Below are 13,414 nucleotides of genomic sequence, written 5' to 3'. Positions count from 1 at the left end.
GAAAAGCGCTCCCGCGCGCCCGGGCGAGGGTGGATCAGTGTGCCCCGATGTTCTTCAGGGCAAAGCGCAGCTGGAACGAATCGCCCTTCTTCACGTCGCCCAGGGCCACGTAGTCACGCCGCCAGGTGAGGGCGATCTGCAGGCAGTCGTCCTCGTAGGCGGCGCCCAGGCGGGTGCGCAGGGGCTGGAAGCCGTTCGAGCCGGTCAGCGGGTCTTCGCGGCGATCGGTCATGTTGACCACCGCCGAGCCGAACAGCGACCAGTAGTTGGCGAAGGCGATACGGCCGGCGGCGCGCAGTTCCTCGCGGTCCTGGAGATCCTCGATGTCGTTGGCGATGTCGCGGTTGAGCTTGGTATAGCCGACTTCGATATAGGACCGGGTGTTGCCGATCACCGCGTCGAATTCGTTGCGGCGCACTGCGAGGGTGTCCTTGTCCACGCGGAATCGGTGGACCAGGTTGATGAAGTCGCGGTAGCGGACCTCGGTGCGGCCGACGATGTCGGAGGTGCGGTTGGCAAGGCCGGTGCCGTTGGGCAGCACCGCCGCCCGGTTGCTCAGGCGGACCGACTGGCCGATCGTGCTCTTGATCCGCCAGCGCGGCAATTCGAAGTTCCAGTCGAAGCCGTAAGTGAAGCGCACCCCGTCCTCGATCCGGTCATAGCCCGGGAAGCGGTTGATCGCGAAGAGGTTGCCGGTGTCCAGTTCGATCGCGCGGGAATCCTCGTTGGGAATGGCGAGGTTCTTGATCTTGGGGCTGGCGACGACCTGCAGGCGGGGCGTCAGAACCTGCGTGCCCCCGAAGATCTGGCCGAGCAGCGGCCACTTCACGTCGAACGCGGCGGTGGCGACGCCTCGGCCCTGCCAGCCTTCGGTGCCGCGGTAGAGCGGAGTCAGCGTGTCGGCGTTCTCGTCCGAATGGTAGATGTCGCCGCGCACGAGGCCGGTCAGCGTCAGTTCCTGGCCCATCCCGGTCAGCCGGCGCAGCGACCATTGCCCGCTGGCGAAGGCGCGCTGGGTGTCCTGCCCGTCCGTCCGGGTGATGGCGAGGGTATTGAGCTGCGTCTCGATCTTGCCGCCCAGGATCGGGTCGGCGAAGTGGCGGCGATAGTCGATCACCGGCAGCGCGTAGGGAATCTGCCCCTGCGCGCGGTCCGACTGCATCGTTTGCGAGTTGTAGCCGGCGATCGAAAGGTAGCTGTCCTGATCGATCCGCTCGACCTCGATCATCGAGCGCAGGCGGTCGTCGCGGCTGATGTCGTAGCGCCGCAGGAAGGTGCGGTCGGTCGAGCGGCGGATCGAGCCGGTGACGCTCCAGTTCTCGTCGAGCTGGAAGCGGCCGTTGGCGAAGAGGTAGCCGCGAAATGCCCTCTGGCCGTCCGGCGTGGTGTCGGTTCCCCCGAAGATCGGGATCTTGCTGCTGGCGGTGGCGTAACCGGTGATCTGGTAGGCGCCGTTGTCGGTGAGGGCGCGATACTCGATCTGGCCCATCGGCGCCGATTCGGTGAAGGCCGAAAGCGTGCCGGTGAGGTCGCGGTTCTCGGAGATCTTCCAGAAGTACGACTGCGCCAGCTCGAAGCCGTTCGACGGGCTCGAACGGATGTCCGGCACCAGGAAGCCCGAGACCGAACCGCCGGTCGTGCTGATCGTCAGCCCCACCAGCGGCAGCTGGACGAGGCCGAACAGTTCGATCCGCGCATCCTTGAAGCGCACCTGCTTCTGCGCGTCGGAATAGATCACCTGCTTGGCGACGATGCGCCACGTCGGTTTCTTGGGGCAGCCGGCGTCGTCGGTGACGTCGCAGCCTGTGTAGGCCGCCTGGTTGAGGATGACGTCGCCGTTGGCGATGCGCTCGCCCTTGAGCGCGGCCATGCGTCCGCCCTCGCGCATGACGAGGAGCATGTTCTCCATCATGCCGGTCTTCAGCTCGTCGGTCAGCTCGACACTTTCCGTGTAGAGCTGGTTGCCGTCCTGGTCGACGAGCCGCACGTTGCCGGTGGCGAGGATCTTGCCGGTGTTGCGGTCCCAGGTCACCGCGTCGGAGCGGACCGACTGCACGTTGCCCTTCTCGTCACGGCGGCGCAGCACCACGTTGCCCTCGGCAGTGACCTTTTCGTCGTTCTGCGCATAGGTCACTTCGTTCGCCTCGAAGGCGACGGGCTCGGCGTCGGCGGAGGCGGGCGTGGCGGGCGGGGCCGGCGGTGCGCCTTCGATCGGGATGGCCTCGACCGGACGCGAGAGGTCCTGCGCAAGGGCCGCGCCGGGCAGGGCCCAGAGCAGCGGAGCCGCGACGATCCCGAAGGCCAGCGCACGCAGCGAGAGGGGTCGCAAGCGGCTATCCGGGGTAAGGGCCGCGTTGCGGGCCAGGACACGGTAAGGGGCTTGCAGCGGAATCTGCGCGGCGGGGAGCATGGCTTGCCTATCGCACCGGCTGTGCCTAACTGCAATCCAGTCATGCGGTGAAGCGCACAACATCGGCGCTTCACCGGGGAAATCCAGGAGAATCCATGAAGATCCAGTTCCTTGACGCGGCTGCCGACACTTCTGCACGCCTCGTTGCCCGCTTCGTAAACCAGGACGCGGTGCCCGCCGACATCGAGCCGGTGCTGGCAGGTGGTGCGAAGATGGCACGGTTCTCGGGCAAGGCGGGGCAGGTCTTCGAGGGATATGTGGATCGCGGCGGCCAAGTCGTGCGCGTGGCGCTAGCCGGCATCGGCGAGGCTTCGGCCAAGGACCGCAAGGGCGCGATCGAGCGCGCGGGCGCGTCCGTCGTCGCCAAGTACCTGACCAGCGGCGAGACCGCGCTGACGCTCGACCTGACCGGCGCCGGCCTCACCGCTGAAGAAGCTGCCGGCGCGCTGCTGGGCGCGGTGCTGCGTTCGTGGCGCCATGACGTGTACCACACCAAGCTGAAGCCCGACGCGAGGCCGAGCCTGACCGACATCACCGTGGTCGGCGCGCCGGAAGGCACCGAGGCGGCGTGGGAAGTCGAGCAGGCCATTGCGGCAGGCGTTTCCTTCACCCGCGAACTCGTCACCGAGCCCGCCAACATCATCTATCCCGAGAGCTTCGTGGAGCGCTGCAAGGCGCGCATGGAAGGCACCGGCCTGAAGATTCGCGTGCTCGACGACAAGGAGATGGGCGAACTCGGCATGGGCTCGCTGCTCGGCGTCGCGCAGGGGTCGGTGCGGCCCGCGCGCATCCTCGTCATGGAATGGCTGGGCGGCCCCGAGGGCGAGAAGCCCGTGGCCTTCGTCGGCAAGGGCGTGACCTTCGACACCGGCGGCATCTCGATCAAGCCGGCCGCCGGCATGGAAGACATGAAGTGGGACATGGGCGGCGCCGGCGCGGTGGCGGGCACGATGCTCGCGCTCGCGCTCCGCAAGGCGAAGGCCAACGTCATCGGCCTGTGCGGCCTCGTCGAGAACATGCCCGACGGCAACGCCCAGCGCCCCGGCGACGTCGTCACCTCGATGTCGGGCCAGACCATCGAGGTCATCAACACCGACGCCGAAGGGCGTCTCGTCCTGTGCGATGCGCTGACTTTCGTGCAGCGCGAATACAAGCCCGCCAAGATCGTCGACCTCGCCACGCTGACCGGCGCGATCATCCTCAGCCTGGCGCATGAATACGCCGGCCTGTTCTCGAACAACGACGATCTCGCCGCGCAGCTGAATGCGGCCGGCGATGCCTCGGGCGACCGGCTGTGGCGCATGCCGATGGGCCCGGCCTACGACAAGATGATCGACAGCCCGATCGCGGACATCCGCAACGTCGGGCCGCGCTCCGGCGGCTCGATCACGGCGGCGCAGTTCCTGGCTCGTTTCATCGAGAACGATACGCCCTGGGCGCACCTCGACATCGCGGGCACCGTGTGGACCGACAAGCCCGGCGCGACCTGGGACAAGGGCGCCTCGGGCTTCGGCGTGCGCCTGCTCGACCGCTTCGTGCGCGACACCCTCGAAGCCTGATCGGCAATCCGGGGGAGCGGCTCGTGCGCGTGGACTTCTACCAGCTGAGCCGCGACCCCGCCGAGGCGGCGTTGCCGCTGATCGCCCGCAAGGTGGTCTCGGACGGTTCGCGCCTGCTCGTCGTCTCGGGCGATCCGCAGCAGCGCGAGCGTATCTCGCGCGCGCTGTGGTCGCTGGGGCCGGAGACCTTCCTCGCCCACGGCCAGGCGGGCGAGGGGCACGAGGAGCGCCAGCCGATCCTTCTCTCGGAGACGCCCGAGCCGGCCAACGGCGCGACTTTTCTCGCCATCGCCGACGGCCGGTGGCGCGAGGGGGCGAGCCCTTTCGCGCGCACCTTCTTCCTGTTCGACGACGAAACGGTCCAGCACGCCCGCCAGGTCTGGCGCGACCTGCGCGCGCGGGAGGGCGTCGAGCACTTCTACTGGAAGCAGGACGGCGGCCGCTGGGTCCAGGCGGGCTGACGGCCGTCGGTGCGCGCCGCGACGGGTACGGCGGCGTGACCGTCTCGACACTCGACTTGCCGCTTCCCGCAAACCCGGCTAGGGGCCCGCGCAACATTCACGCACCGTATCTGCAAGGAACCGTCCCATGGCCGTCACCCGCACCTTCTCGATCATCAAGCCCGACGCCACCCGCCGCAACCTGACCGGCGCGGTCACCAAGATGCTCGAGGAAGCCGGCCTGCGCGTCGTCGCCTCGAAGCGCATCCAGATGTCCAAGGAGCAGGCTGAGGGCTTCTACGCCGTCCACGCCGAGCGTCCTTTCTTCAACGACCTGGTTTCGTTCATGATCTCGGGCCCGGTCGTGGTCCAGGTCCTCGAGGGCGAGGACGCCGTGAAGCGCAACCGCGACATCATGGGCGCCACCAACCCCGAGAACGCCGATGCCGGCACGATCCGCAAGGAACTCGCCGAATCGATCGAAGCCAACTCGGTCCACGGTTCGGACTCGGAAGAGAACGCCGCGATCGAGATCGCCTACTTCTTCAAGCCGGAAGAACTGGTCGGCTGAAGCGCGGGGATTAAATCTCTGTAACAAGGACGAAGGTCGCCGGTTTCGGCGGCCTTTTTCTTTGCAGCGACTCGTCCGGCGACGGTAAGCCCCGCCGCAGGTCCGGATGTGGGCCTCGTTCAGGGGGCTGAATGTCGATGGGCAAGACTATCATGATAGCCGCTTCGTTGTCGTTCCTGGGTGCCGTCCTCGTGTCGCTCGCATCGGGCACGAACGCGCCGACGAGGTTGAACCCGATGGAAGCGCACGCGGCGCCGCTCTCCTCGCACTGATCCGGCGCGATATCGGCGCGGCGCTGCCCATCTCTTGCGATTGGGTTTGATCCACCCTGGATCGCTGCTGTACGATGCCCCGCAAAGGAGAAGCACGATGCAAGGCATGGGCGAAGCCAGCGAAAGCTGCCCCTTCGAATTCAACTTCGACGAGAAGACCTTCAAGATCGGTGACACCGTGAGCTTCCGCGTCAACGGCAGCCTCGAAGGCTTTCCCTTCGCGGGCACCCTGGTCGAAGTCCACGAAGACCACGTCATGATCGCCGGCGACCCGCAGGACCCGGCCAAGCTTTACCGCGGCACGCGCGAAAGCCGGCCCCAGGTGGACTACAGCGAGGTCTGAAGATCAGAAGCCGTCGGCGGCGTTCATCAGCGCGGCAAGCTTCTTCGGCGCCACCGCGCGCCACGACCGGGCGAGCCAGTCGGCAACCGCGTCCCAGTCGGTATCGCCGAGATCCAGGCGGATGCCGATCCAGCCATCACCGAAATAGGCGGGGCGGAAGTAGCGCTCTTCGTCCTGCTCCATCAGCATGGCCTGTTCCTCGGGTCCGCTGATCTTGACGAGCAGGGCCACGCGGCCGTCGCCATGGTGGTCGGCGCTGAAATAGGCGAACTTCTTGCCCTTCACGATGCCGAAACAGGCCATGCCGTGACTGGTGGTTTCCTCCGCCTCGGGCTGGGCCATGGCTCGCTCGCGCACGCGCCGGAGCAGCCATTCGGGGCTCGTCTCGCGGGTGACGAGGTCGGCGAGGCAGCGCGAATAGAGCTGGTGCTCGGCGATCAGCACCCGTGCGGCGAGGGTGTCGGCGGTGTCGCCGGGCAGGATGGCGACCGGCGTCTGGCCGAGGACCGGGCCGTCATCCAGTTGCGCCGTCACCAGATGGACGCTGACGCCGCCGTGGCTGTCGCCCGCCTCGATCGCGCGGTCGTGGGTGTGGAGCCCGGTGTACTTGGGCAGGAGCGAGGGGTGGATGTTGACCATCCGGCCTTCCCACTTGCCGACGAACTCGGGCGTCAGGATGCGCATGTAGCCGGCGAGCGCCACCCACTGCGCGCCGCTGGCGCGGATCGCGGCGTCCATCGCCGCGTCGTGTTCGGGGCGCTTCATCCCCTTGTGGCTGAGCGCGAAAGTCGCGACGCCCTCGGCTTCTGCAAGGCGCAGACCCTTCGCCTCGGGGTCGTTGGCGGCGACCAGCACGATCTCGTAGGGGCAGTCGGCCGCCCGGCTGGCGTAGAGCAGGGCGGCCATGTTGGTGCCGCTGCCCGAGATCAGGACGGCGACCTTCTGGCGAGGGCGAGCCTCAGCCAAGGTGGACTGCTTCCCATGCCTCGCGCGCGGACCATGCCTCGGCCGAGCCCTGTACGGTGCAACCCTTTTCGCCGGGTTCGATCGCGCCGATCACGAAGACCGTCTCGCCCGCCGCTTCCAGCTCGGTCTTGAGCGCGGCGGCTTCGCCCGCTGCCACAGCGAGGACCATGCCGATGCCGCAGTTGAAGGTGCGGGCCATTTCGGCGGGCTCGATGTGGCCCTGCGCCTGCAGGAACGCCATCAGTCGCGGCTGGGGCCAGGCGTCGGCGTCGATTCGCGCGTGGAGGCCCTTGGGCAAAACGCGCGGGATATTCTCGAGCAAGCCGCCACCAGTGATGTGGGCGAGGGCGTGGATGCGCCCGGCACGGATGAACGGCAGCAAGCTCTTCACGTAGATGCGCGTAGGCGCGATCAGCGCGTCGATCAGCAGCGTGTCGGAGTCGAACAGGGCGGGGCGGTTCAGCTTCCAGCCCTTGTCTTCGGCGAGACGACGGACCAGCGAGTAGCCGTTCGAATGCACCCCCGACGAGGCTAGGCCCAGCAGCACGTCGCCCGAAGCCACCTTGTCGCCGGTGAGCTGCTCGCCGCGCTCCACCGCGCCGACGCAGAAGCCCGCGAGGTCGTAGTCGCCTGCCGCATACATGCCGGGCATTTCAGCGGTCTCGCCGCCGATGAGCGCGCAGCCGGAGATCTTGCAGCCCTCGGCGATGCCGGCGACGACTCGCTCGGCGATGCCGCTTTCCAGCTTGCCGGTGGCGAAATAGTCGAGGAAGAACAGTGGCTCGGCGCCCTGGACGATGAGGTCGTTGACGCACATGGCGACCAGGTCGATGCCGATCTGGTCGTGCCGGTCGTGGTCGATCGCGAGCTTGACCTTGGTGCCGACGCCGTCGTTGGCGGCGACCAGCAGCGGGTCCTTGTAGCCCGCCGCGCGCGGATCGAAGAAGCCGCCGAAGCCGCCAAGCTCCGCGTCTGCGCCCGGACGCGCGGTGGATTTCGCGAGCGGGGCGATGGCCTTTACCAGCGCGTTTCCGGCGGCGATCGAGACGCCTGCCTGCTCGTAGCTATAGCTCTTCGGAGAGTTATCGTCGGACATGTCGGCGCGCCTAGCGCTTTGTGGCTTGGATTTCCATCGCCGTTTGGGCAAAAGGCCCCCGGTTTCGACAATGGCGTTCACGATCTCCCCAAAAATCCCGCGGGCTGCCCGCAAGGGTCCGTCCAGGAAAACTGCCTTCGCGTGGGGCGGAGCGGCATTGCTCGCGCTCGCCGCGCTGGGGGGAGCGCAGCTGATCGCCCAGATCGAAGGCGACCGCGGCATCGCCCCGCTCGCCAATTCCGAGGACATCCAGGTCAACGGCATCCAGGTCGACGTCACCGGCAAGACCGGGGCGGAGGCGCGGATCGCCGGGTGGAAGCAGGCGCAGAAGGAAGCCTGGAAGAAGCTGGGCGGGCCGGACATGCCGATCGAATCGATCGATGCGATGGTCTCCTCGGTGGTCATCGGCCACGAACAGGTCGGACCGCACCGCTACATCGCCACGCTCGGGGTCATCTTCGACAAGGCCAAGGCCGGGCAGTACGTGGGGGGCGCCGGCAGCGCCGCCGGTGTAGGCCCGCGCTCGGCGCCGCTGCTGCTGATCCCGGTGCTGCAATCGGGCGGTGTGCGGCAGGTCTTCGAGGTTCGCGGTCCGTGGCAGCGCGCCTGGGCCGAGTTCCAGACCTCCACCAGCCCGGTCGACTATGTGCGGCCGACCGGCTCGGGCGGCGAATCGCTGATCCTCACCGCCGGTCAGGCCGGTCGCCGCAGCCGCCTGTGGTGGCGCACCGTGCTCGGGCAGTTCGAGGCGTCCGACGTGGTGAGCCCCGTCGCGCGGCTCGAAAGGCAGTGGCCCGGCGGTCCGATCAACGGCACCTTCACCGCGCGCTACGGCCCGGACAACACCTTCCTCGGCAGCTTCACCATGACCGCGGCGAGCGAGGCTGAACTGCCGCGCATGATGGACGAGGCTGTCGCGCGGATCGACGGGCTCTACCGCGACGCACTGATGCAGGGCCAGCTGCGTCCCGACCCGACGATCCTTGCCGGCGGCGCCGCGCTCGACCGCGCATTCGAGGAACTGCGCCAGAAGCTCATGCCCAAGGGTGACGAGGACCTGGCTCCGGTCATCCCGCTCCCGGCCCCCACGATCCGCCCGGAAGACGTGACCGGCGCGCCGACCGAGGCCGTCACCGTCCAGTTCGCGACGCCCGATGCCGCCGCCGTCGACGCGGCGCTGGCCGCCGTTCGCGGTGTGCCGGGCGTCCAGGGCGCGGCAACCGTCAGCCTCGCCATCGGCGGCACCTCGGTCATGCGGGTGACGGTGGCCGGAGGCTCCGAGCGCCTCGCCTCGGCCCTGCGCGCGCAGGGCTGGAAGGTGTCCAGCGGGGGCGGCGCGCTGAGGATCAGCCGCTAGGGCTGCCTTCGCGATGAGGCAGATCGCCCTTCCGCTGTCCGCCGCGAGCGACAGTCCTCCGCGCATCGTCGTCGGCACGGCGAACGCGGGCGTGGTCGACGCGCTGCTCGAGCCCGGCAAGTGGCCGTTCCACACCGCGATCCTCTCCGGCCCGCCGCGTTCAGGCAAGTCGCTGCTGGCGCGCTGGTTCGGCGCGTCCGGGGCGGTCGACGTGATCGACGACGCGCAGGACATGGACGAGGCCGAGCTGTTCCACCGCTGGAACCGCGCGCAGGAAAGCGGCCGCCCGCTGCTGATCGTCGCCGATCGCCGCTTCGCGCCGGGCGCCGATGAAGCCGATGGAGCGGAAGGCGAGGGCGCCCGGTGGCGCGTCGCTCTGCCCGACCTGTCCTCGCGCCTCGGCGCCGCCCTCGACCTCGAGATCGGCGAGCCCGACGACGACATGCTGGCAGCGCTGATCGAGGTACACGCCGAGATGCGCGGGCTGGTTCTCGACGACTCGGCAACTCAATACCTTGCAGGACGTTGTACCCGTAGCCACCTAGGCGTGGAAAATCTGGTCGCCGCGATCGACAGGCTCAGTCTGGAACGCAAGGCGGCGCCCACCATGGCCATCTGGCGCGACGCCCTGATTGAGACTAAAGGCGGCGGCCTGGCTTAGACATTCGGGGGCGTGAGGGCCGCCATGAGGGCAACGATGTCGCACGAGAGTTGCAAACAGGGCCGATTGATGGGAGTTTCGGGCAATGCTGGGTAATCTTGTCCGCTACCTGGATTCCATCGTCGCGCGCGATCCCGCACCGCGTTCGCGCTGGGAAGTGCTGCTTTATCCCGGCGTATGGGCGGTATTCTGGCACCGCATCGCGCACGCGCTGTTTCGCGCCGACCTGTTCTTCCTTGCCCGCGTCGTCAACCATCTCTCGCGCTTCCTGACCGCGATCGACATCCATCCGGGCGCCGAGATCGGGAGAAACTTCTTCATCGACCACGGCTTCACCGTGATCGGCGAGACTGCGATCATCGGCGACAACGTGACGATCTACCAGTGCGTGACGCTGGGCGGCTCCAACCCCACCAACGGCGTCGGCGGCAAGCGCCACCCGACACTGCTCGACAACGTGATCGTCGGTTCGGGCGCACAGATCATCGGACCCGTCACGATCGGCCGCCGCGCGCGCATCGGCGCCAGCGCGGTGGTGACCGAGGACGTGCCCGAGGGTGCGACGATGATCGGCGTCAAGGCCCGCTCCACGCTCGTGAAGGCGGAAACTTACGCCAAGGACTTCATGCCCTACGGCACCCCCTGCAAAGAACCTTGCGAGCCCGTAGGCGGACAGCGCGGCCATAGCGAGCAGCGGATCGACGAGCTGGAGGAGCAGGTCGCCCGCCTCGGTGCCCGTGTCGAAGCCCTGCTGGCTGAGCGCGAGCAGCAGGAGCGCGTTTCCGAACGAGCTGGCGAGCCGGTGTTGAAGGGCATCTGAACTGAATGGCAGCAGGTCCGCAGGGTAGCAGTTCGATAACCGGAAGCGTCGTCGCCTTTCCCGGCGGACGCAGCACCGGGCCGTTGCAGGTCGGGTTCGACCGGATGGAACTCCAGCGCATCCTCGACCTCTACGGGCGCATGGTCGCCGCCGGGTTGTGGCGCGATTACGCTATGGACTTCGCGCGGGAGGCGGCAAGTTTCAGCGCCTTCCGCCGCTCTGCCGAACGCCCGCAGGCCCGCATCGAGAAACGCCCGGCACTGCGCGGCAAGCAGGGCATGTGGACGCTGTTCGGCGAAGTCGGCCAGGTGCTCAAGCGCGGGCACGACCTGTCCAACGTGCTCAGTCCGCTGGAGCGCAAGCTGCTCAAGGTCGTCGAGGACTGAGCTGACCTGAAATCTTCCTGCAAAACGAGAGTGCAAAGCGGCCTGATGCGCAAGATATCCCTGATTGTCGTCGCGGCCTCGCTGTCGCTGGTCTCATCCGCCTCTCTGGCCCAGGACATGCCGGGCGGCATGAGCGGCGGGATGGGAGGCATGGGAGGCGGCGGCATGGGAGGTGACATGGGCGGCGGCGAAGGGCCGGGCGAGGGGCGCCCCACGCCCCCGCGCCCGCCCAAGGCGGTCAAGCGCAAGCAGTTCGACAAGCTCGTCACCGGCATGTTCCGCGAGGCGGACGCCAACAAGGACGGCACCGTGACCATAGCCGAACTGCACGGCGTCGTCGATGCACGGCGCGAGGCGACCATCCGCGCGCGCTTCGCGGCGGTCGACACCAACCGCGACGGCAATGTTTCCCCGGCCGAGTTCATGGTCTGGCAGAAGCAGATGGGCTCGGTCGCATCGAGCGACGCGCAGGCCTCCGGCGACCGCAATGGCCCGGTCGCCGATGCCATCATGCCCAGCCCGGAAGGCGAGGACGGCTACGTGATCGCCGCCATGATCGAGCCTCTGAACGGCACCGTGATCGCCAGCGCCAACACCAACTACGACGCCGGCGTCAGCCTCGAGGAACTGCTGGCTTACGAAGGCAGGCACTTCGACGAGGCCGACAAGGACCGAGACGGCGAACTCTCGCCGCAGGAACTGCGCCCCGCAGGCGGTCCCGGCGGACGCGGCCCGGGCGGGCGCGGCGATCCTCCGGGCGGTCCGCCGCGCTGAGGTCAGGCGGCGGGACCGAGCCCGCTTACATGAACGTCAGTCGGTCGTCGGACAGCGACTGCTGGGCCTGGCTCACCTTGCCGACGATACGCGCCAGGAACACGCCGGACACGCACCACATGCCAGTGCCGCACAGGCTCAGCATCTCGTGCACCCCCCGCGGTGTCATGACCACGGCGTTGGTGAGGAGGTTGAACAAGCGGGTGCCCGTGACGAAAGCGACCAGCAGGGTGCCTGCGAGGTAGCATGTCCACCATATGCCGACATCGCCGACGGCGCCCTCGGCCTGCCATTCGTCCTCGCCGTGGCTGCGGTTCCACAACTCGCGCATGGCGCGGAACGGCACGAAGAGGTTGGCGACCGGCACGAAGAAGCTGCCCACGGTCCAGCCCGGCCGCGCCCGCAGGCCAGCGAGGCCGGCCTCGTGGAGATTGGCGATCGCCTTGTGGAACCAGATCAGGAACAGCACCGCCGTAGGCAGGAACACCAGCGATCCGAGCATCATGGCGAGGCCGCGCACGGCCAGGACGATGAACGTCGGCCGGCCGAAGCCGTTGGACAGCATCATGCTGAGCGACCAGGCGTTCGCCAGCGCTTCCACGGCCCAGACGGCGACGTAGATCCAGATGAACACCTGCGTGACGCGCGCGATGGTGAGCAGGCGCGAACTGTCGCGCCGTGAAAGATAGTCCATGCTGCGGCTTTCCCCCGAATGCTGCGGGAGCCAAGCTGCCCGCCGCTCGCGCTTACGTCAACCGGGATAGCGCCGCGTCTCAGTCCTGCGCTTTCAGCAGCATCGCCAGCGCGTGCTGGGCCTGCTCCATGCCGTTTTCGACGACGTGGGCGCCCGTGCGATCGGAAATGGCGGACCAGGCTGCGGCGACATCCTCCGCGCTGCGCTGGCCTTCGGGGAGTAGCACGCCATCGTTGATGGTGATCCACGCGCCCTGGAAAACGCCGCCGCCCGCCGCGACGATGGCGTCGGTGGGGGCGTCCTTCGAGACGAGGAAAATCGCGGCGGGCACGGCGTTTTCGGGCTCGAAGGCTTTGTAGGCGTCGTCCGGGAAGATGTCGGCGGTCATGCGCGTGCCGGCCGTCGGGGAGATCGAGTTGACGCGGATGCCGTACTTGGCGCCCTCCAGCCGCAAAGTGCGGGCGAGGCCCAGCACGCCCGCCTTCGCGGCGCTGTAGTTGGCCTGCCCGAAGTTGCCGCCGAGGCCCGAGGACGAGGTGGTCATCAGCACGCGGCCGTAGTTCTGCTCGCGCATCGTGTCCCACACGGCCTTGGTGGCAAACGCGCTGCCGAGCAGGTGGACGCGCACGACCAGTTCGAAATCGGCCGGGTCCATCTTGGCGAAGGTGCGGTCGCGCAGGATGCCGGCGTTGTTGACGAGGACGTGGACGCCGCCCCATGCCTCCTTCGCGCGCGCGGCCATCTGCTCCATCTGCGCATAGTCGGAGACGTCGCCGCCGTCGGCCATCGCCTCGCCGCCGGCCTCGCGGATTTCATCGACCACGGCCATCGCCGCCTCGGAATGGCCGGTTCCGTCGCGCGCGGCGCCGAGGTCGTTGACGACGACTTTCGCTCCGCGCCGCGCCAGTTCCAGCGCATAGGCCCGGCCCAGGCCATTGCCCGCGCCGGTGACCACCGCGACCTGTCCGGCAAAGGAGATGGTCATCGTATCTGAAACTCCGTCTGGGCCGAACCGGCCTCTGCGATCAGATGGCAGGTTGGGCCCGAGCGTTCAATGGCGGGCAT

At 68.1% G+C, this 13,414-nt stretch carries 15 protein-coding genes; 10 read left to right on the top strand and 5 right to left on the bottom strand.

Annotated elements, in window-relative coordinates:
* Window positions 1-34: 34 nt before the first annotated feature.
* Window positions 35-2,410, bottom strand: a complete 2,376-nt coding sequence (locus PMI02_RS16140; protein ID WP_007684753.1) for an LPS-assembly protein LptD — start codon at window positions 2,408-2,410, stop codon at window positions 35-37.
* A 95-nt stretch (window positions 2,411-2,505) separates the two neighbouring features.
* Between PMI02_RS16140 and PMI02_RS16135 the strand changes: the two genes are divergently transcribed.
* From PMI02_RS16135 to PMI02_RS16120, 5 genes are all read left to right on the top strand, one after another.
* The gene (locus PMI02_RS16135; protein ID WP_007684752.1) at window positions 2,506-3,969 is read left to right on the top strand and encodes a leucyl aminopeptidase; all 1,464 of its coding nucleotides are present in this window, start codon (window positions 2,506-2,508) and stop codon (window positions 3,967-3,969) included.
* Window positions 3,970-3,992: 23 nt separating this feature from the next.
* The gene (locus tag PMI02_RS16130; RefSeq protein WP_007684749.1) at window positions 3,993-4,430 is read left to right on the top strand and encodes a DNA polymerase III subunit chi; all 438 of its coding nucleotides are present in this window, start codon (window positions 3,993-3,995) and stop codon (window positions 4,428-4,430) included.
* A gap of 127 nt (window positions 4,431-4,557) precedes the next feature.
* A complete protein-coding gene (gene ndk / locus PMI02_RS16125; protein WP_007684747.1) occupies window positions 4,558-4,980 on the top strand; it encodes a nucleoside-diphosphate kinase in 423 nt (140 codons plus the stop codon).
* Between the two features lie 131 nt (window positions 4,981-5,111).
* Window positions 5,112-5,252, top strand: a complete 141-nt coding sequence (locus tag PMI02_RS27220) for a hypothetical protein (RefSeq protein ID WP_007684745.1) — start codon at window positions 5,112-5,114, stop codon at window positions 5,250-5,252.
* A gap of 97 nt (window positions 5,253-5,349) precedes the next feature.
* Entirely contained in the window at window positions 5,350-5,595 is a 246-nt protein-coding gene (locus tag PMI02_RS16120) for a hypothetical protein (protein WP_007684743.1), read from the top strand.
* Between the two features lie 3 nt (window positions 5,596-5,598).
* Here the strand turns inward: PMI02_RS16120 and purN are convergent, their stop codons facing one another.
* Window positions 5,599-6,561 carry a phosphoribosylglycinamide formyltransferase gene (gene purN, locus PMI02_RS16115; protein ID WP_007684742.1) on the bottom strand — a complete coding sequence of 321 codons (963 nt, stop codon included), beginning with the start codon at window positions 6,559-6,561 and terminating at the stop codon, window positions 5,599-5,601.
* Window positions 6,554-7,657: a phosphoribosylformylglycinamidine cyclo-ligase gene (gene purM, locus PMI02_RS16110; protein WP_007684741.1), complete on the bottom strand. Its 1,104-nt coding sequence runs from the start codon at window positions 7,655-7,657 to the stop codon at window positions 6,554-6,556. Before purM ends, purN begins: the two co-directional genes overlap by 8 nt.
* Window positions 7,658-7,727: 70 nt before the next feature.
* On the opposite strand from purM, the gene PMI02_RS16105 reads away from it, so the two are divergent.
* From PMI02_RS16105 to PMI02_RS16085, 5 genes are all read left to right on the top strand, one after another.
* On the top strand, window positions 7,728-9,014 hold the full coding sequence (locus tag PMI02_RS16105) for a hypothetical protein (protein ID WP_007684740.1): 1,287 nt from the start codon (window positions 7,728-7,730) through the stop codon (window positions 9,012-9,014).
* A 13-nt stretch (window positions 9,015-9,027) separates the two neighbouring features.
* Window positions 9,028-9,675: a hypothetical protein gene (locus PMI02_RS16100; RefSeq protein WP_007684739.1), complete on the top strand. Its 648-nt coding sequence runs from the start codon at window positions 9,028-9,030 to the stop codon at window positions 9,673-9,675.
* Window positions 9,676-9,760: 85 nt separating this feature from the next.
* Window positions 9,761-10,495, top strand: coding sequence for a serine O-acetyltransferase EpsC (gene epsC, locus PMI02_RS16095; protein WP_007684738.1), 735 nt, complete (start codon window positions 9,761-9,763; stop codon window positions 10,493-10,495).
* A gap of 5 nt (window positions 10,496-10,500) precedes the next feature.
* Complete coding sequence (locus tag PMI02_RS16090) at window positions 10,501-10,881, top strand: DUF2794 domain-containing protein (RefSeq protein WP_007684737.1); 381 nt, start codon at window positions 10,501-10,503, stop codon at window positions 10,879-10,881.
* Window positions 10,882-10,926: 45 nt separating this feature from the next.
* Window positions 10,927-11,655, top strand: a complete 729-nt coding sequence (locus PMI02_RS16085) for an EF-hand domain-containing protein (protein WP_007684736.1) — start codon at window positions 10,927-10,929, stop codon at window positions 11,653-11,655.
* A 25-nt stretch (window positions 11,656-11,680) separates the two neighbouring features.
* Here the strand turns inward: PMI02_RS16085 and PMI02_RS25960 are convergent, their stop codons facing one another.
* Window positions 11,681-12,349: a DUF4328 domain-containing protein gene (locus PMI02_RS25960; RefSeq protein ID WP_007684735.1), complete on the bottom strand. Its 669-nt coding sequence runs from the start codon at window positions 12,347-12,349 to the stop codon at window positions 11,681-11,683.
* A 79-nt stretch (window positions 12,350-12,428) separates the two neighbouring features.
* Window positions 12,429-13,334, bottom strand: coding sequence for an SDR family NAD(P)-dependent oxidoreductase (locus tag PMI02_RS16075; protein ID WP_007684734.1), 906 nt, complete (start codon window positions 13,332-13,334; stop codon window positions 12,429-12,431).
* Window positions 13,335-13,414 lie beyond the last annotated feature (80 nt).

The organism is Novosphingobium sp. AP12, assembly GCF_000281975.1.
GTDB lineage: Bacteria > Pseudomonadota > Alphaproteobacteria > Sphingomonadales > Sphingomonadaceae > Novosphingobium.
Note: the sequence above shows the minus strand (reverse complement) of the source record. Positions and strands in the feature narration are given on the sequence as shown.